Raw genomic sequence first — 18,659 nt, 5'->3', positions numbered from 1 at the left:
GTCGCGAGCTAGAGTCATACCCGAAACAATCCACTGCTGACGGATAGCAGCCACGGGGCGGCAACTAGGTCAGAGGGTGAGATCAACACCTATATCGATGGTTGATGGGTCCTCCCGAGCGCCTAAACCGCCAATTCCTCGGGGGAGTCCGGACGAAAGGCTCGTTCGCGCTCGACCGGCGCATTGCCGGGACAGAACGACGCACAACGACGTGGATCGGTCAGATGCCTGCTTCTTGAGCAAAGCTGGAAGGACGAAGGGCGCCGGACCTAACGGTCGCGACGCCCCCTGGCCGGATCAGAAGTCGTAGAACCCGAAGTCCGCCTTGGAGAGCGTTCCGACTCCGTTCAGGGTGGCGACGAGGATGGCATCGACGTTTTCGTCGATCTGACCGTCCCGGTCGGTGTCCACGCCCTTGCCGTCCTGATCGAACCAGAGCCTGTGCGTGTCAGTCTCGAAGACGAAGGTCGGTCCAGACGTCGTCACGTCGACGCTCTTCTGGTTGCGGATCCTGAAGTTGTCCGCATCGACGCCGAACTCTGACTCGAGGATCGACAACTCGTCGTCGGCCTTGTTGAAGTCCTTGATGATGTCATGCGGCCAATAGGTTGGATGGCTGAGGAAACCTTCGTCGAGCTCAAGGACGAAGCTATCCTTGCCGCCCCCGCCGGTCAGTTCGTCGGCACCGGATCCCCCGTCCAGGACATCTGCGCCACCCCGACCATTCAGAACGTCATCTTCCGAGCCTCCGTCCAGCGAATTGCCCCTCCCGTCGCCGAACATGTAGTCGTCATGGGAGGAGCCTTCGATGTGCTCGACGCTCGAGAGCCGATCGCCCAGGGCTGCTCCGGAGTTCGCGGACTGCTTGGCCAGGTCGATGTGGACCGAAAGGTCGGCGTCGATGTAATCGACACGGTCGTATCCCTGGCCCCCGTTAATCCGATCGGACTTGAAATCCTCCGACCGAAGATAGGCCCCCATGTGGAAGACGTCCCCGCCGGCTCCGCCGTTCAGGATGTCAGCGCCGTACCCGTCGTTGAACGTGTCGGCCCCGCCGCCGCCGAAGTAGGTGTCCGAGCTGGCGTCATCCACGCCTTCCGTGTCATGGAACGTATCATTGCCCGAGCCGCCATCCGCCCTGTCGGACCCGGCCTGGCCATCGATGGTGTCGTTGCCGCCGCCGCCGTTCAGGACGTCCTGACCTCGGCCCCCCTCCAGGATATCGGCGAAGCGGGCGCCGGTGACGCGGTCGGCTCCGGCCCCGCCGTCGAAGTTGATGACCTCGAAGCCCCCAAGCTGGGTGCCGTTGGCCAACGTGGTCATCTTCTGGCCTTGCGTCGCCAGGTTATAGGTCACGCCGGTGTCGAACTCGGGATCACTCGACGACAGGTACTGGAACGTGAGGTGGACCAAGTCGACCGTTCCGCGCTGGTCGCCCCCGACCGCCTTGTCCCTGACGCCGGCCCAGACCTCGTCGCTCCCGCTGCCGCCGAACAGGACGTCGATGTTCCGGAGATCGTCGCTGCTGCGCCAGTTGGACGAATAGAGCTCGTCGTTGCCGGCACCCCCGTAGATCCGGTCGGCATCGAAGCCTCCGGTCAGGATGTCGGCACCCTGGCCCCCGTCGACCAGATCGTTCCCGTAGTCGCCATTCAGGCTGTCCCGGCCATCCTCGCCATAGATCTTGTCGGCCAGGTCGCCGCCGGACGCCGTATCGTCCCCGCGGCCGCCATAAAGCACGTCGGTCCCGGCAGAGGCCGGCGTCTCGCTCCAGTCCGAGTATCCGGTCTGGTCGCCCTGAAGGCTGTCGTTCCCGTTCCCGCCACGCAGCACGTCGTCGCCATAGGCCCCGAACAGGCTGTCGGCCCCGCCCATGCCGGAGAGCGCGTCGTCGCCCTTGCCCCCCATCAGAGTGTCGCCCATGGCCCACCCTGTGAGCCGGTCCGAGTAGTTCGAACCGCGGATCTCATACTGCTCGATGTTCCGGATGGTGAAACCACCCGGCACGGCGGTCGGACTCAGATAGTCCTTGGCCGCGAACGAGACGAAGGAGCTGCGCTCGTGGTAGCTCGCCCGGAGGAGGTCGACCCCCGTTCCGCCATCAACCACGTCGTCCACCATGTCGCGGCCGCTTCCGACATCGAGGACATCGTCGCCATTCCCGCCGTTCATCACGTCGCCGCCAGCGCCACCGACCAGGGTGTCGTTGCCCTCACCGCCGTAAAGCCGGTCGGCGCCGTCCGGCCCGCCTCCGGAGTAGGAGTTGCCATAAAGCCGGTCGTCGCCCTCGCCGCCGTAGAGCGTGTCACGACCGGCGTCCCCGCTGAGACTGTCGTTGCCGTAGTCGCCGGTCAGGTTGTCGTTGCCGGTATCTCCTTCGATCGAGTCGTTGCCGTAGCCCCCAAAGACCGCATCGTCTCCCGAGCCTGCCGAGGCAAAATCGTCGCCGTGGAACAGATTGATACGGTCTTGGGCGTTCGTGCCGAACAGATAATCGTAGCCAGAATAATACCAGTCGTTCTTGCCGTTGATAACAGCCATTCCAAGCCCCTTTGAGATTTGGGAAAGTGATATGGAGATCGAAGAATATGGCGGAATTGTGCGTGCAGCCGGATGGCCTGTCAACGGAGGCCGAGCGGTCCTGATGGTGGGGAAATCCCGACTTTCTGAAAGGCTCGCGCTGCCCTAGATCCATGCAGCAGAGCTCTGATTTCAGTGCCTTACCGGCCCGTCTGAGCGCAGTTCAGCACCGCGACGTGCAGTCGCGATAATCGAACGATTTAATCCAGCAGATATGGTCGAGCCGCTCGCCACACGGCCTTCAAGCTGACGGGTCCGGATCTTAACCCACCCTATCGAGCATTATTCGGCTACCCCGAAGCGGTTCGGGTTCGGGTCAGGCGCATGACCCAAACCGTAGCAATATTTCCGCACAAAGGGCCGATCTATTGCGCAAGTGTTCAGCCATTTCGATGAACCAGAGATGGTCCTGAATTTCGGCCTGATCTGAAAATCTCAGGGAGCTTTGGGCCTCTGCACGTCGCCCTGGACCATACGGACCGGGTGGGCCTCCCTCTCGGCAGGTTATGCGCTGGCACCTATGGAGCGAGGCACGGCAAGACCCCACCCGACGTCGCTGGGCTGGACGAACGCACATACTCCGCCCGGGAACCCCATCGAACTGAGGGCGGTCCCGGATCAGACTTCCCCAGTGACGCTGACGCCCAAGCCGGTTGCGACCAATGGCTTGGGGCGGTCCGGCGACGTGTCGCGGCTATCCGCGCCGGCTTCCGTCCGACGGGGCGGCGGCCCGCTGCTATCCCGGACCAGCAGCCTGAGCGGCAGCACTTCGCGGCCGACGGGAAGGTCGTCGTCCAGGATCGCCCGCACGGATCGTTCCGCGATCTGCCGGTAGGGCTGCTCGACAGTGGTCAGGGCCGGGATGGCGGCCGCCGCTTCAGGGACGCCGTCGAAGCCGACGACCGAGACGTCGGACGGGACGTGCCAGCCCCTTGCGCCAAGCCAGTCCAGCGCCGCCAGCGCCACGAGATCCGACATGGCCAGGACGGCCGTCGGCGGCGGCTCGGCTCCTTCGAACAGCGCCTCCATGGCGGCCGCGACGCTTGCCTGATCGTTGCGGGTGCTCAGGAACGGAACATCCGTGTCCTTGATGCCCGCCTCGGCAAGGGCCGCCCAGTAGCCCCGCGCCCGTTCGCGGACATTCACGAACCGCGTCGCCCGCACCTCGTCGGGAGTGGACCGGCCCGAGCCATCGCCGACGCCGATGCCCAGGATGGCGAAACGGCGGTGCCCTAGGTCCACGAGATGGCGCGCGGCGTCGCGAGCCCCGCCGAAATCGTCGATGTCCACGGCCGGGACGTCCGGCTCGCTCGTGTCGAGCGACAGGGCCACGAACGGCAGACCGCGCCGCTGGGCGATCTCGACAAGAAGTTCACGTCCCCCACACCGCAACAGGAATCCATCGACCAAGGCGCTCTCGATGCTCCAGGCGAGCCCGTGGTCCTCGGCCACTGAAACCAGCGCCAGACCGGCGCCGCGCGCGTGGCATACGCTGGCGATTTCGGTCATCAGCCGCCGCGCCCATGGATCGGCAAAGAAGTAGTCCAACGGTTCGGCGGCGGCGACGCCGATCGCATGGGCCTTGCCGGCGCGCAGAAGCCGGCCTTTCGGGCTCGGACCGGCGTAGCCGAGCACCCTGGCGGCCTCGCGGACCCGTTCCCTAACCTCCTCGCGTACCAGATCGGGACGGTTGAACACGTTGGACGCGGTGCCCTGGGATACGCCGGCCGCCTCGGCCACGTCTCGGAGCCGGATCGGGTTCGGCGTTCGTTTCATCTCCTGCAGCCCTCTGCCCTGCGACCCCTGTCCGGTAGCTCGCACCCGACTTGGATCGATTCAAAAATCACTTGACGGAGTCCTAATCCTCGGCTTGAATCGTTTCAAGTCACGAAACCCCAACATTCCATTGTATCCTTTTTTGCCGACTGGGAGGTCGCTATGGCCGATTCTCATGGTGTGGGTCCGTCAGCTTGGGCCGTTGCTTACGTCGGCCTTCCTTACGTTCTCGGGGTGGGCGAATGCAGTCACCGCGCCGCGCTGGTGTGGCGCCAGGAGTTCGGCCTGGACATCGAGGTGCCGGCCGCCTTCGGCGATCTGAACGTCGCCCAGACGTTGCTGAAGGCTGAACTGGCCAAGCCCGACTGGGTGCCGGTCCGGCGACCCGCCGAAGGCGATGCCGTGATCATGTGGAAAGGGGATCGGCTGGCCCATGTGGGCGTCTGGGTCGCTCCCGGACATGTCTTGCACTGCACCCGTGCCGAAGGCATGGTGCTGACCCCGGAGGCTGACCTCCCGGCACAGGGCTTCAGGATCTTCGGCTACTTCCGTCACCGGATGGAGCAGGCTGCGGCGGCCTGAACGCCATCACCGGCCGGGCCTGGATCCGGCGTTGCCCGGATCCGTCGGTCAGGCCCCGCCGTCGACCCAGATGGATCCCTGCCCGCTGCGACAGCGCGGCCCGGCACATGGCGTGTGGTTGGCACAGCAGGAGCCACGTCCGCTGCAGATCGTTCAAAGCTTGCGAAACCGCAACGTCCGCTTGGACCGGTCAGGGCAAGGTCCCGCTCGACAGGTAACCAAGGAGATGACGATGCTGTCGCGCAGAGCCGCCCTGATGATCGGTGCAGGGCTTGCTGCCGCACCGATGCTGGTCCAACCCGTTCTCGCCGAAGGAGGTCTCGACACCTCGAACTCGGCGCCGAGCGATCTTTCGGGCCTGACCCGGATCAAGCGCGAGCTGGTCGCGCCGCCCGAAGTGCACGAGCACGAGCAGGTGGCTCTCGGCGGACCCCGCATCGTCGAATTCGAGATGCGCATCCAGGAGAAGGAGATCCAGATCGCCGACGACGCCTGGCTGCAGGCGATGACCTTCAACGGTTCGGTGCCGGGCCCGATGATGGTGGTGCACGAAGGGGATTACGTGGAGCTGACGCTCAAGAATCCTCCGACCAACATGATGCAGCATAACATCGACTTCCATGCTGCGACCGGCGGCTTGGGCGGCGGCGCCCTGACGCTCATCAACCCCGGCGAGATGACCAAGCTGCGCTTCAAGGCCACGCGCGCGGGCGTGTTCACCTACCACTGCGCACCCGGCGGCCCGATGATCCCGTGGCATGTCACCTCGGGCATGTCTGGCACGATCATGGTGCTGCCGCGCAACGGCCTTCGGGACCAGCATGGCGAGCCGGTGGCCTACGACCGCATCTTCTACATCGGGGAAAACGACTTCTACATCCCCAGGGATCAGAACGGCGCGTTCAAGCGCTACCCCGATCATGGCGAGGCCTATCCCGACATGCTCGAGGTGATGAACAAGCTGATCCCCAGCCACGTCGTGTTCAACGGCCGTGTGGGATCGCTGACCGGAGACAATGCGCTTAAGGCCAAGGTCGGTGAGCGGGTCCTCATGATCCACAACCAAGCCAACCGCGACACCCGCCCGCACCTGATCGGCGGGCACGGCGACCTTGTCTGGGAACAGGGCAAGTTCAACAATCCGCCGGCGGTCGACCTGGAGACCTGGTTCATCCGCGGGGGCTCCTCGGGCGCGGCGCTCTACCAGTTCCGGCAGCCGGGCCTTTACGCCTACGTGAACCACAACCTGATCGAGGCCGTGAACCTGGGCGCCACCGCGCACGTGAAGGTCGAAGGCGAATGGAACAACGACCTGATGGAACAGCTCGTCGCGCCGACCCCGTACGACGCAGATCTTGAGATCAGGACAGCGTTGCCCTGACCCCTTGCCAGACCATCCAGATACGCCAGCGGGGCTGCCAGTGACGGCCGCCCCTGTTGCGTTGGACGGCGCAGGAGTGATCGTCCGGTAGCGGACGGTGCAGGAGCCGGAGGACCCAGCCGGGTCGGGGGTGACCTGTCGATGGAACCAAGGGTCAGGGCCGCCTCCGAAAGGTCCCTGCGGGGCGTTGAGTCCGATCACTCGGCAAATCGCGGCCCAGAGGTACGCTGATCGGGACAATCGACATGAGAAAAGGGCGGCGGACATGTGTCCGCCGCCCTTGCACGATCGATCCAGGATCACTGGACCTGAGCCAGGTCCTCGACCAGCCGCGTCTTGGCCTTTCCGCGGAGGGCCTCGGCGGCGGCGGTCGCAGCGTCGAGGTTGGCGGCAGCCCCCACCTGCACAAGACCCACCATGCCCATTCCGGCGTGGGGCGTGCACTTGACGCCATAAAGGCCTTCCTTGTCGACGGTCAGCGTATAGCCCTGCCCCATGGGGCTTTCGAAGGGCTCGACGCCGTCCGGAAGCATCCCGTCGATCGAGGCCACGTTGTGGCCCTTGTCGGTCGCGATGAACTCGATGACATCGCCCGGGGCGGCGGTCACGAAGGCGGGCTCGAACACCATTGCGCCTTGGGCGCCCTTGTTCAGCAGCTGGACCTGAATGGTCTCAGCGGGGGCCACTCCGGCCACCAGGGCCAGGAGGGATGACACAGTGAGGATCTTGGCGAGCATCGGACTGTCCTTTCCAGCGTGATGCATTTGTTCTGCGCCCGGTGGTAGGCTATGGGCGCGGCCGGGACGTTGCGCGGCGACAAACTCGGAGGCCGATGGTGAGGAAACTGGACGAAAGCCTGATCGCGCCCCTGCCCCCGTTCCGCAGGCTGGAGCGGACCCAGATCCGCGAGATCCTGGATCAGGCCACGTCGCGGCGACACGACGAAGGGTCAGAGGTTTTCCGGTCGGGGGAAGAGGCAGACCGCTTCTTCCTGCTGCTGGACGGAGTCGTGCGCGTGGTCCGCATCCTGCCGGGCGGGGATCAGGTCATCCTGCGGCATATCCCGCCGGGGCAGCTGATCGGCATTGCGTCGGCCCTGGGCCGCTCGACCTACCCCGCCTCGGCCCTCGCGGCCAGCGAGGCTCTTACCCTCGCCTGGCCCACGCGGCTCTGGGCCGGGTTCGTGCAACGCTACGAAGGCTTCGCGACCGAAACCTGGGCCACCGTGGGCCGGAGGTTGGACCAGCTCCACGACGACATGGCCGCGATGGCCACCCAGGCCGTCGAGCAGCGCGTCGCGGCCTGCGTGCTGCGGATGGTGAACCAGACCGGCCGACCGGTCGAGGGCGGGATCGAGATCGCCTTTCCCATTACCCGGTCCAACATCGCCGAGATGACCGGAACCACGCTCCACACTGTGAGCCGCCTTCTGTCGGCTTGGGAAAAGGACGGTGTCGTCGAAAGCCGGCGCAAGCACATCGTGGTGACCGCGCCGCACCGTCTCGTGCTGCTTTCGGGCGCTAGCGGCGGCTGATGGCCGGTTCCGCGGCCGCGGCCCGCAGCTCCTCGCGGAACTCCGCTTCGTCCAGGCGGTATTCGCGGCAGGCATCGATCACCCGGTGAAAGGGGGCGATCGGACATCCGAAGCACAGCATTCGGTGCTTCAGGAACACCGCGCCGGTGCCGGGCCACAGTTCGAACAGGTTGAGCAGCGCGAGGTCAGGGTCGTCGACAGACGGAGCCGCCATGACTCATCTCCTGGTTTGCGGCACGGGGGCCGGATCACAGGCACCATGGCCGCGACGATCGTTCCGGTCTTTGCGCAACCGCAACAACCGCTCCTGGCGATCCGGCTAGGACCGAAAAGGTCCGAACCATCGTCCGAGGAAGCCCATGTCGGAAATCCTGACAAAAACCAGGGCGCGGAACGTGTTCTACGGAGGATCCCTCTTCTTCGTAGCCGTTTTCGCGGCCCTGGTCGCCAATAGTCACCATTACATCGCCACCACCTCGACATCCTCCCTGCCCCTCACCGATGAGGTCACCCTGGGGAAACGGGTCTGGGAGGCGAACAGCTGCATCAACTGCCACACGCTCCACGGCGAAGGCGCCTATTTCGCACCTGAGCTCGGGAACGTGATGACCCGCTGGGGCTTGGCCGACGATGCCGAGGGGGCCTACGAGGCGCTCGACGGCTGGATCAAGGCGCAGCCCTCCGGGATCGAGGGGCGCCGCCAGATGCCCCACTTCGACCTGACCGAGGAGGAGACGCGCGGCCTGGCCGAGTTCCTCCGCTGGGCCGACCACACCGACACCCAGTCCTGGCCGCCCAACGACGCCGGCTGAGAAGGATCACCCGACATGAAGTATCAATCCCAAAAGGTCGCGCTGGCGTATTTCGCCGTGGCGCTCGGCCTCTTCGCCGTCCAGGTCCTCGCGGGGCTGCTCGCGGGCTGGATCTACGTCTCGCCCAATACCCTGGCGACGGTGCTGCCGTTCAACGTCGTCCGCATGATCCACACCAACGCTCTGGTGGTCTGGATCCTCCTGGGCTTCTTCGGCGCGGCCTACTACCTCGTCCCCGAGGAGGCCGAGCGCGAGGTCTTCTCGGTCAAGCTGGCCTGGGTCCAGCTCGCGATCCTGACCATCGGCACCCTGGGCGCCGTCGCCAGCTACCTGATCGGCATCCATGGCGGCCGCGAGTTCCTCGAGCAGCCGCTCTGGGTCAAGCTCGGCATCCTCGTCGCCGCGGTGATCTTCCTCGTGAACATCTCGCTGACCTCGCTCGCCGGGCGGAAGACCGCGATCACCAACATCCTGCTGCTCGGGCTGTGGCTCCTGTCGCTCCTGTGGATCTTCGCCCTCATCAACCCGGACAACCTGTCGCTCGACAAGATGTACTGGTGGTTCGTCGTCCACCTCTGGGTCGAGGCGACCTGGGAGCTGGTCATGGCCGCGATCCTGGGCTTCCTGATGCTCAAGCTGACCGGCGTGGATCGCGAGGTCATCGAGAAGTGGCTTTACGTCATCGTGGCGCTCGCCCTCTTCTCGGGCATCCTCGGCACCGGGCACCACTACTACTGGATCGGCGCGCCGGGCTACTGGCAGTGGATCGGCTCGATCTTCTCGACTCTCGAGGTGATCCCGTTCTTCGCGATGATGAGCTTCTCGTTCCTCATGGTCTGGAAGGGCCGCAGGAACCATCCGAACAAAGCCGCGCTGCTCTGGTCGCTGGGCTCCGCCACGGTCGCCTTCTTCGGCGCGGGCGTCTGGGGCTTCCTGCATACCCTGCACGGCGTGAACTACTACACCCACGGCACGCAGGTCACGGCCGCCCACGGGCACCTTGCCTTCTACGGCGCCTATGTCTGCGTGAACCTGGCCATCATGACCTACGCCATGCCGGTGCTCCGCAACCGCGAGCCCTACAACCAGTCGCTCAACATGGCCTCGTTCTGGCTGATGACCGGTGGCGTCTCCTTCATGACTTTCGTGCTCACCTTTGCGGGGACCGTGCAAACGCATCTCCAGCGCGTGATGGGCATGTACTACATGGAAGTGCAGGACCAGCTTGCCATCTTCTACCTGATGCGCTTCGGCGCCGGCGCAGCCGTCGTCCTGGGCGCGATCCTCTTCATCTACTCCATCGCCTTCGCCCCGCGTGAGCGGGCCGTGCCGGCAGCCCTCCAACCGGGAGAATGAGCCATGAATGCGCCCGTCCGGGTCCACGAAGTCCCCTATTACCAGCCCAAGGGTGACGAATGCGAAATCTTCGTCACCGCTCAGGCCAAGGGTTTGCCCCTTCTGCTCAAGGGGCCTACCGGCTGCGGCAAGACGCGCTTCGTGGAGCACATGGCGGCGCGCCTGAACCTTCCCCTTTACACGGTCGCCTGCCATGACGACCTTTCGGCAGCCGACCTGATCGGCCGCTATCTCCTCAAGGGCGGCGAGACGGTCTGGGTCGACGGCCCGCTGACCCGCGCCGTCCGCGATGGCGGGATCTGCTATCTCGACGAGGTGGTCGAGGCCCGCAAGGACGTGACGGTGGTGCTGCACCCCCTGACGGACGACCGCCGCCGCCTGTTCATCGACCGCACCGGCGAGGATCTCCGGGCGCCCGCGAACTTCATGCTCGTGGCCAGCTACAACCCTGGCTACCAGAGCATCCTGAAGAAGCTGAAGCCGTCCACCCGTCAGCGCTTCCTGTCGGTCGCCTTCGACTTTCCCGAGCCCGAACTGGAGCAGCGCATCCTCACGCACGAGACGCGGCTCGATGATGGCCGAGCCAAGGCCCTTGTCCGGCTCGCGGGGCACATCCGCAAGCTGTCGGGCATGGACCTGGAGGAAGGCGTGTCCACGCGCCTCCTCATCTATGCCGGGAGCCTGATCGCGGGCGGGATGTCGGTGGACCGCGCGCTCGAAGCCGCGGTCATCGAGCCGCTGAGCGACGACCCGGACACGCAACAGGCGCTGCGCGACCTCGCGGCCACCGTCTTCGGGTGACGAGATGCTGCACGCAGCCCTCGAATTCCTCGAGCCCGAAGAGACGGTTGGCAACCTTTGGCATGGCTGGGCCAGCCGGATGGCCACCGTACCTGACCAAGGGGTGGATCATGGGGTCACGCTCGAGGAGATGCGCATGTCCGCCGGGATGCTGTTCCGCGCGCTCGACGGGACATCGGGCGTGGAGATCGGACCGGCTCCGGCGACCGTGGTTGCCCGGCGCCGTCGCCTGAAGGAGCAGGTTGCCGGCGTCTGGCCCCGGGAGTACCGGGCGAGCTTCGACGGCGAACGCCTTCGCCTTCCACCTGCCCTGACGGTCTTCGCATCCCGCGATCTGAACCGGGCGGCCTATCTCTGGATCGCGGCCCTGGCCGCGACGGCCAGGATCCCGGACCGGTGCGATGACCCGCTGATGGCCGATCTGATGCAGATCAGGTCCATCGGCGAAGCGAGCCGCGCGGTCCGGAGCCAATGCCCCGGCCTTGCGCCGACGGGCGACATCCTTGCCGCGCATCTCAGGTCCCAACGGGCGGTCCAGCCGGTCGGGGCGGCGGAGGCCGCCGTCGAGGAGCTGGTGCTGTGGATGCTCGGCGGTGACCTGCCCGCCAACGGTCCCGCACGAGCGCTCCTGTCCGATATGGACACCGGCGTCTCGGCGCCGCGGGGCTATGTCCCGATGACCTCCGTTCCCATCTGGCCCAGGCTCGAGCGAAGTGCCGCAGGACAAGGGGCGAGCGACTCGCCCGAACCCGAGCCGGGTCCGGCCGGCGCCGCGGTTCCCTCGCGCAAGCAAGGCCGGCGAGAGACGCTCGATCAGGCCAACCGCCGCGACAGCTTCATCCTTTATCGCTTCGAAGGCATCCTGTCCTGGGCCGAAAGCCTCAACCTCGCGCGCATGACCGACGACGATGACGCCGAGAATGCGGCCAAGGCGGCCGAGGACCAGGATCACGTCACCCTGTCGCAGCATTTCCGGCGTGCCGCATCCCGCCTGCGCGTCTCGCTCGATCTCGCGCCCCAGGACGCCGACCATGAGCGCCTGTCCGACCGCTTCACCTACCCGGAATGGAACCATCGCACCCGGTCCTACCTGCCCGATCACACGCGGGTGCTGGAGGCCGAGGCCGAGGCCGCCAGCGCGACGACGATGCCCGATCCCCGCCTAGCGGCCCGCGTGCGGCGCCAGTTCGAAGCGTTGCATCCCCGGCGGGTCACCCTGCCCCGCCAGATGGACGGCGCGGAGCTGGATCTCGACTCCGTCGTCGCGTCGCAGGCGCTGATCCGGGCAACCGGCCAAGGCAGCGACCGGATCCACCTCGCCTCGCGCGCGACGGAGCGGGACCTTGCCGTGGCCCTGCTCGTGGATTGTTCGCGCTCCACCGAAGCCGTGACGGGCGACCGGTCCGTGATCGAGACGGCGCGGGACTCCGTGGCCGCCCTGGCGGCGGGTCTCGACAAGGTGGGCGACCGCATGGCGATCTGGGGCTTCTCCTCGCTGCGACGGGATCGAGTGTTCCTGCACCGCTGCAAGTCGTTCAGCGAACCCATGTCCGCCGCGGTGACCGCCCGCATCGGCGGACTGCGCCCCGGCCATTACACCCGGCTCGGCGCGGCGATCCGACACGCGTCGGCGCAACTGGCGCTCCAGGGCGCGACCAAGAGGCTCCTGCTCGTGCTCACGGACGGGAAGCCGAACGACCTCGACCATTACGAAGGCATCCACGGCATCGAGGACAGCCGGATGGCGGTGCGCGAGGCGCGTGCCCTGGGCCAGTCGGTCCATGGCGTCATCATCGATGCCGATGGCCAGGACTGGTTCGCGCGCATCTTCGGGCGCACCGGCTTCACCCTTCTGCCCCACCCGGAGCGCCTTCCGCGCGCGCTCCCCGACATCTATCACGGCCTGACACGGGAGACCTGAACATGCGTATCCTTTCCGCCCTGCTCGCCATGTTGCCTGCTGTCGCAATGGCCGAGCCCTTCGCCCCGCCCGTTCCCCAGGCGCAGACCTCCGAGGCCGAGTTCTGGTATGCCGTCGCCTCGGTCGCGATGCTGCTGACGCTGCTCGCCGTCCAGCGGCTCGTGGCACGTCGATGAAACCTCGCTGGATGCTGGTGTGGGCGCTCTACCCGTTCGCGGCCGGAGCGATGGCGCTGAACGTCTACTTCGTCTCGCTCCTCCTGAGCTGGATCGGATGGGCTGTCCTGTCTCCCTTGAACGCTGGCGCGCTGGGACTGGTCCTGGGGCTTCCCGCCGCCTGGGCCTATGCGCGGCATCTGACGCGGCTGATGGCGGAGGCGGACGGGGAGGTCGCATCATGACTGGTTGGGGGTCGTTCGCGGTCGCCGGGCTGGCCTTCCTGCTCACCCATTTCGTGCCGGCGCGTCCTGCCATCCGGGCACGACTGATCGCTACGCTGGGCCGACGTCTCTGGTTCAGCCTTTACGGGCTGATCTCGCTCGCCGTCACGGCCTGGGTGATCGCGGCGGCGAGTCAGGCTCCCTTCGTCGAGCTCTGGCCGCAGCTCCCCTGGACGCGTTGGGTTCCGAACCTGATCATGCCGATCGCGATCGCCCTCGCCGTCTCTGGGCTGCCGTCCCGGACCGTGACGCTGGGGGGCCGCCGGACGCCCAGAGTAGATGTCGCGGACCCGGGACTGGCGGCGCTGACGCGGCATCCGTTGCTCTGGGCCTTGGCCCTCTGGTCAGGATCCCACCTGCTGCCCAACGGAGATCTGGCGCATGTCCTCCTGTTCGGCGGGTTCCTGGCCATGGCGCTTGCCGGCATGGCGGCCTTCGACCGGCGTGCCCGAACGAGGCTGTCGGCCGAGGAGGCCGGCGCCTACTTCGCCAGCACCGCGATCTTCGCGCCGCGCGCCCTTGTCCGGGCTACGTCCGGTCGATGGGATCGCGGAAACTTGGCGCGCCTCATCCTCGCTCTGGGTCTCTGGCCTGCGCTGCTCCTGCTCCATCCCTACGTGATTGGCCTATCACCCCTGCCGATCTGATCCGAGCGGGTTCCCGGCATCCCGGGGGACCTGATCATTTCATCGGAAACGGGCCGACGCCAAGCCCGGTTGAACCCAGGAGCCCGGTTGTGGCGAATGGCACATCCGGCACTGGGCAGCCAGCGCGCCGCACCGCCGAGGAACGCGCGGCGAAGGAATCAAACACGACCGCACCTACGCGGCGGGCCAGCCCGTTGCTGGGGCCAGCGACGAGACGGACCTCTTGGGCGCCGCGCAAGGCTACCGGCGACCTGGGCGCCATGACTGGGCGCATCACCATCGACCTGCCCCTCACCCGGGACGCCAACACTTAGCCTTTCCCCAAGACCGACATGAGTTCCGGCCTAAGGAGGCCAGTTCGGCGCTTCGGGGTCATGGCCCGCTCTCTTTACCACCGCATTTGATCTCCTTTTGTGTGTCGGCGTGATCGCGACGGGGCGACTGCGTGCGACGCTGGGCTACAGTTCCGCAGCATGAAAGCTCAGGCGGACTGAGCTGTCCCTTAACCCCGGAGCCCAGATGCTGATGGAAGAGCTTTCGATCCATGCCGCGGATGGAACGGCCCGCGCACGGATATTCCTGCCCGTCGTTCAGTCCGCGTCGGGCCAGCGTCCGGGTGTGGTCCTGTTCATGGATGCCCTAGGCTTCCGGCCGGCAATGGAGCAGATGGCAGAGCGTTTGTCCGAGCTCGGCGTGCTGGTCCTGCTGCCCGACCTGTTCTACCGCGCCGGCGACTATCAGGCCATCGACGTGAGAGCCACGATGGCCAATGAAAGTGCTCGAGCAGCCGTCTTCGCGCGCGCCAGGGCCACCACCCCGGACATGATGATGCGGGACACCAGGGCTTATCTGGATGCGCTGCGGTCGAATGGTGCGTCGGGACCGCTGGGCGTCGTCGGCTACTGCATGGGCGGGACCGCGGCGTTCCGGGCGGCTGGGACCTTTGGCGACCGGATCGCGCTGGCGGCAAGCTTCCATGGGGGCAATCTAGCCACCCTGGACGAACGCAGCCCGCACCACCTGGCCAGTGGCATCAGGGCACGCGTCTATGTCGGCATGGCAGGCGAGGACACCAGCTTTCCGCCCGAACAGTCCACGCGCCTCGCGGAGGCACTCCGCGTTGCGGGTGTGGATCACGCGCTCGAGAATTATGTCGGCTGCGCCCATGGTTGGACCGTGCCGGACACCCCCGCCTTCCACCCGGAGGGGGCCGAGCGGCACTGGCGCCGCCTCGCGCTCCTGATCGATGAGATGTCGGCAGGGACGGACCGCCCGGATGCGAAACCCGGCTCATGAGCGTCACACCCCGTCTGGCGGGGCGACGAACTCGCCTCCCGCCGACCGACGCTCAGAGCAGAAGCTCGTTCACTCCCGGCTCGTCCACGTAGGGACTGTTCACATATCCGATCTGCTCCGACGCGAGAGAACCATCGTCGGGCTCTGACGACATGGCCGCATCGGTGCCGCTCGGCAGCGGGTCGGGAGCGACCGGGTCGGACGGGAAGTCACCCGTGCTGACCGAGAAGTCGAAATGATCCAGGTCCCCGTTGAAGTTCACCTGACCCCAGGGGTTCCCAAAGACAAGGTTGTGCGATGAGAACCCGCTCGCGCCGCCGACGACGCCATGGAAGGAGGTTTCGGCGTTCAGCGTCCCGTCCACCCAGATCTGGAGCTTGCCGTCATCCAAGCTGATCGCCAGGTCATGATCCTGATCGGCGACTGCGTTCAATTTCGCGCCGGAGGTCAGGAGCTTGGTCGAGCTCTGGCCATCCTGCAGTAGCAGGAACTGAAGCTCTCCACTGCTCAGCACGCTTGCGATGAAGCTGCCGTGAAGCCGGAAAACCTCGCCCGTAGCCCCCACCTTGTCCGCATCCAGCGAGAACGACATGAAGAAATCATCCTCCGCCACCACGTCGGCGACATACTGGCGCCCGACGGACGCCACGACCCCGGATGCACCCAGTTGGAGCCCTTCGCTCGTCATGGCAGCCGGCTGCCCCAGCGCGATCGCCGTGTCCCGGTCATAGGCAATGATCCCGTTCGCCGAGTCCATCGACAGGAGATGGGCGCCCTCCACGGCCACGACGGTCTTTTCAAGGGCGAAGCTGCCGTCCGGCAACATGACCTTCAGCGCGACGGAGTAGTCGCCGGCCGTCGTGTAGGAATGGGCGACCTTCATGCCCTCGGCCACGGTCCCGTCCCCGAAGTCCCACAGGAAGGTCGTGCCGTCGGGCAGGTGCTGCCCGTCGGCCAGGGAGAAACCGGCGTCGAAGACCCGGGTGGCCCTGTTCGCCTCGGTGACGTGGAACAACGGCTCCAGCCCCGTCCCGGACGTCCGGATATAGCTCGATCCGGCGTCAAGCAGATCGATGAGGCTTCCCTCGAGGACGAGGTAATGGGTCTGCCCGTTCTCGACATCCAGGGTCGAGCCGACGAACATCGTGCCGTAGTAACCCGCCTTCAGGGTGCTCTGGTCCTGCACCATCACGTTGTCCAGGATGACCCAGCCGGACTGCCCCGAGAACCCGGATATGGCCGACGTCAGGTTCTTGACGATCTCGACGAGAACCGAGGCCGAAGCGACTTCGATCCGCGGGATCTCGACCGTCGAATCCGCCCCATCCACGTTTCCGCCATCGGCATGGAGCACCGAGTTCCAGCGGATCGTCAGGCCCTCCGTCGCGCCGACCACGATACCATTCAACTGGGCATTGAAGATCGTGTTATCCTCGATCAGCACGTTCCGATAGAACATCTCGGATCCGGCTTGCCCGCGGTCGACGAGCTCATTCCGCATGAAAATGGACTGGGTGGCCGCGCCTTCCCCGATGTCCATCAGATTGCCCCGGATCACGATGTTCTGCGACGGCGCGGTGGTTCCGGTCGTCCAGAACTGGATCATGTCGGGATGGTCGCCTGATCCAGGGGCCAAAGTGAAGTCGTGAAACCAGTTTCTCTCGATGACGACGCCATCCACCTGGTTGAAGTCCATTCCATCGCTGCGCATCGAATGGACGTTGTTGTCGGCGACCACGACATTCTGGCTTTCCGTGACTACCAGGCCGCGATGGAAGTTCTCGAATTCATTGCCCTGGATTGTGACGCCCTTGCAGTTGTTGATAACCAGCCCCTGGGCATACCCGTATCCGTCCGCCTCGGCGGATACATTCTCGGCGTAGTCTCCGTCGAACTTCGAATTGGTGATCGTGATGTTCGTGCAACTCGAAAACTTGAACGGCTTGTAGTAGATCGGATCGCCATCCTGAAAGTCATAATCGAATTTCACTGCATCGAACGTCAGGTTCGATACCCCGGTCATGGCGATCTTGGAGAACGACGCCGGATTCTCTGGGTCGGCGGACCGGATCGTCACCGTCGAGGCATATTGGGCGAAGGGCTGGGTTACATTCCAAAGGCCGAAATCGCCGTAGTTTCCACCGGCCAATTCGACGACCTCTCCCCCTCGGGCCTGGCTCAACGCCGCGAGAAGGCCCGCCGAGTCCGAGACGCTGATGATCTGGGTGCTCATGTGTGGTTTTCGCCCTTTACTTGCGGACTCGCTCCGATCCGGGGTATTCCGCCCCTGATTGGATCGCGAAGATCCGTAGCCGACATCTTCCAGGTGTGGTCTTAAGCGATCGCACCCCGACTATCCCCCGCGCAGGCGGCGGGTTACAGCCTAGCGAAGATGAACAATTCGTTTCCGCCTGACGGTTGGCCAGGTCGGATCGGCGCCCTATCGGTGCCGCGGATGGAAGGCCACCCGATCATCAATCGCCCGGTGAACGATCGGACTGTTACCCCGGAACGTCTGGAGATTGCTGAAGAATGGCCCCTGCAACGCTACATTGTTTGTAAACGAAATTCTGAATCTGCGGCCTCACGGGCGTCAGTGTCTCAAACAAATCGGTCAAGAATGAGGTCGCCGGCAGGCAAGAATCAGTCTCGCCGAGTCCATCCTGACCACGGTCCTTCGTCGACGTGGCTGCTCCGGGCCCGAGCCCATCGGAATCGCGACCGGCACGGCCACGTTGACGTCTCATCAAGGTTAAAGACAGGCCGGCCTGCCGATCCCTTCGTCATAGCCTGAGGCATCGGCTCCACCTACCGCCCGATCTGCCCGAACTTGGGCGTCCTGCTGTTCACGCCAGTTCGACTGCTGGTTGCGAGCGGCAAGAGCAAGCACATCTGAGCGCCCCCGAGGACGGCCGGGCGAAGCCAGCCCAGCATCAAGGAGCCTCTGCATGGCGCTTTTTCGGACCTGCAAACGGCGCCAAAGCCGACCCCCAGCGATCCCCGCTAAGCCGATCGATGCACTTCGATCAGGGCCTCGTTGCCCGCCCAGCCCCTTTCCGCTCGCCGATCTGACCAAACCGCTGGGGCCCGGTCGCTGGGCGCCCGAACGGTTCAGCCTCGTCAGCCGCCAATTCGTCGAGGATCGGACAATCCGGGCGGTCATCCCCGTGGCAGGACCGAACAAGACGTTCCAGCAGGGAGATCATGGCCTCGATCTCTTTCTTCTTGCGCGCCAACTCGTCGACATGGCTGAGCGCAAGAGATCTGACCTTCGAACTCGCCCGGGAGCGATCACTCCACAATCCCAGGAGTTCCGTGATCTGATCCACGGTAAATCCGAGATCGCGGGCCCGACGGATGAAACGCAATCGGTGAACATCGGCCTCGGCGTAGTCGCGGTAACCGCTGTCCCGCCGCGGAGCAGGCGGGATCAGGCCGATCTCCTCATAGTAGCGGATCATCTTGGCGCTCACCCCCGAAACCCTGGAGGCTTCTCCGATATTCATGTTCAGGGTCCTTTGCTGGATCACGACT

General features: G+C 65.4%; 17 protein-coding genes. 11 read left to right on the top strand and 6 right to left on the bottom strand.

What is annotated here, in order from left to right:
* Positions 1–297: 297 nt before the first annotated feature.
* Together J3P31_RS09650 and J3P31_RS09645 are read right to left on the bottom strand one after the other, a co-directional pair.
* Complete coding sequence (locus J3P31_RS09650) at positions 298–2,541, bottom strand: calcium-binding protein (RefSeq protein WP_210528222.1); 2,244 nt, start codon at positions 2,539–2,541, stop codon at positions 298–300.
* 657 nt (positions 2,542–3,198) lie between these two features.
* Entirely contained in the window at positions 3,199–4,356 is a 1,158-nt protein-coding gene (locus J3P31_RS09645; RefSeq protein WP_210528221.1) for a LacI family DNA-binding transcriptional regulator, read from the bottom strand.
* A 162-nt stretch (positions 4,357–4,518) separates the two neighbouring features.
* Here J3P31_RS09645 and J3P31_RS09640 point away from each other — a divergent pair, with 162 nt between their 5' ends.
* Positions 4,519–4,938: a hypothetical protein gene (locus J3P31_RS09640; RefSeq protein WP_210528220.1), complete on the top strand. Its 420-nt coding sequence runs from the start codon at positions 4,519–4,521 to the stop codon at positions 4,936–4,938.
* Between the two features lie 232 nt (positions 4,939–5,170).
* Positions 5,171–6,319 (top strand): copper-containing nitrite reductase, encoded by a 1,149-nt coding sequence (gene nirK / locus J3P31_RS09635; RefSeq protein ID WP_210528219.1) that lies wholly within the window; start codon positions 5,171–5,173, stop codon positions 6,317–6,319.
* 299 nt (positions 6,320–6,618) lie between these two features.
* Here the strand turns inward: nirK and J3P31_RS09630 are convergent, their stop codons facing one another.
* Entirely contained in the window at positions 6,619–7,056 is a 438-nt protein-coding gene (locus tag J3P31_RS09630) for a pseudoazurin (RefSeq protein WP_210528218.1), read from the bottom strand.
* A 98-nt stretch (positions 7,057–7,154) separates the two neighbouring features.
* Between J3P31_RS09630 and J3P31_RS09625 the strand changes: the two genes are divergently transcribed.
* The gene (locus tag J3P31_RS09625) at positions 7,155–7,853 is read left to right on the top strand and encodes a Crp/Fnr family transcriptional regulator (protein WP_210528217.1); all 699 of its coding nucleotides are present in this window, start codon (positions 7,155–7,157) and stop codon (positions 7,851–7,853) included.
* Here the strand turns inward: J3P31_RS09625 and J3P31_RS09620 are convergent.
* Complete coding sequence (locus J3P31_RS09620; protein ID WP_210528216.1) at positions 7,840–8,067, bottom strand: DUF1858 domain-containing protein; 228 nt, start codon at positions 8,065–8,067, stop codon at positions 7,840–7,842. The two genes, J3P31_RS09625 and J3P31_RS09620, sit on opposite strands and share 14 nt — an antisense overlap.
* Before the next feature lie 145 nt (positions 8,068–8,212).
* On the opposite strand from J3P31_RS09620, the gene J3P31_RS09615 reads away from it, so the two are divergent.
* The 8 genes from J3P31_RS09615 to J3P31_RS09580 all read left to right on the top strand — a co-directional run bounded on the left by J3P31_RS09615 (position 8,213) and on the right by J3P31_RS09580 (position 15,125).
* The gene (locus J3P31_RS09615; RefSeq protein ID WP_210528215.1) at positions 8,213–8,665 is read left to right on the top strand and encodes a c-type cytochrome; all 453 of its coding nucleotides are present in this window, start codon (positions 8,213–8,215) and stop codon (positions 8,663–8,665) included.
* Between the two features lie 15 nt (positions 8,666–8,680).
* Positions 8,681–10,021, top strand: coding sequence for a cbb3-type cytochrome c oxidase subunit I (locus tag J3P31_RS09610; protein WP_210528214.1), 1,341 nt, complete (start codon positions 8,681–8,683; stop codon positions 10,019–10,021).
* A 3-nt stretch (positions 10,022–10,024) separates the two neighbouring features.
* Positions 10,025–10,822: a CbbQ/NirQ/NorQ/GpvN family protein gene (locus J3P31_RS09605; protein ID WP_210528213.1), complete on the top strand. Its 798-nt coding sequence runs from the start codon at positions 10,025–10,027 to the stop codon at positions 10,820–10,822.
* A gap of 4 nt (positions 10,823–10,826) precedes the next feature.
* Positions 10,827–12,743, top strand: a complete 1,917-nt coding sequence (locus J3P31_RS09600; RefSeq protein ID WP_210528212.1) for a nitric oxide reductase activation protein NorD — start codon at positions 10,827–10,829, stop codon at positions 12,741–12,743.
* A gap of 2 nt (positions 12,744–12,745) precedes the next feature.
* Positions 12,746–12,919 (top strand): hypothetical protein, encoded by a 174-nt coding sequence (locus tag J3P31_RS09595; RefSeq protein ID WP_210528211.1) that lies wholly within the window; start codon positions 12,746–12,748, stop codon positions 12,917–12,919.
* Positions 12,916–13,143: an NnrT protein gene (locus J3P31_RS09590; protein WP_210528210.1), complete on the top strand. Its 228-nt coding sequence runs from the start codon at positions 12,916–12,918 to the stop codon at positions 13,141–13,143. Before J3P31_RS09595 ends, J3P31_RS09590 begins: the two co-directional genes overlap by 4 nt.
* Positions 13,140–13,829 (top strand): NnrU family protein, encoded by a 690-nt coding sequence (locus J3P31_RS09585; RefSeq protein WP_210528209.1) that lies wholly within the window; start codon positions 13,140–13,142, stop codon positions 13,827–13,829. The genes J3P31_RS09590 and J3P31_RS09585 overlap by 4 nt, the downstream gene beginning before the upstream one ends.
* A gap of 519 nt (positions 13,830–14,348) precedes the next feature.
* Positions 14,349–15,125 (top strand): dienelactone hydrolase family protein, encoded by a 777-nt coding sequence (locus tag J3P31_RS09580; protein WP_210528208.1) that lies wholly within the window; start codon positions 14,349–14,351, stop codon positions 15,123–15,125.
* 52 nt (positions 15,126–15,177) lie between these two features.
* On the opposite strand, the gene J3P31_RS09575 is transcribed toward J3P31_RS09580, so the two are convergent.
* Both J3P31_RS09575 and cueR read right to left on the bottom strand, forming a co-directional pair.
* Positions 15,178–17,358 carry a right-handed parallel beta-helix repeat-containing protein gene (locus tag J3P31_RS09575; RefSeq protein ID WP_210528207.1) on the bottom strand — a complete coding sequence of 727 codons (2,181 nt, stop codon included), beginning with the start codon at positions 17,356–17,358 and terminating at the stop codon, positions 15,178–15,180.
* A gap of 793 nt (positions 17,359–18,151) precedes the next feature.
* Positions 18,152–18,631, bottom strand: coding sequence for a Cu(I)-responsive transcriptional regulator (gene cueR / locus J3P31_RS09570; protein WP_210528206.1), 480 nt, complete (start codon positions 18,629–18,631; stop codon positions 18,152–18,154).
* Positions 18,632–18,659: the final 28 nt, after the last annotated feature.

The organism is Rubellimicrobium arenae (assembly GCF_017916275.1).
Lineage (GTDB): Bacteria > Pseudomonadota > Alphaproteobacteria > Rhodobacterales > Rhodobacteraceae > Rubellimicrobium > Rubellimicrobium arenae.
This window is presented reverse-complemented; position numbering and strand designations above follow the sequence as displayed.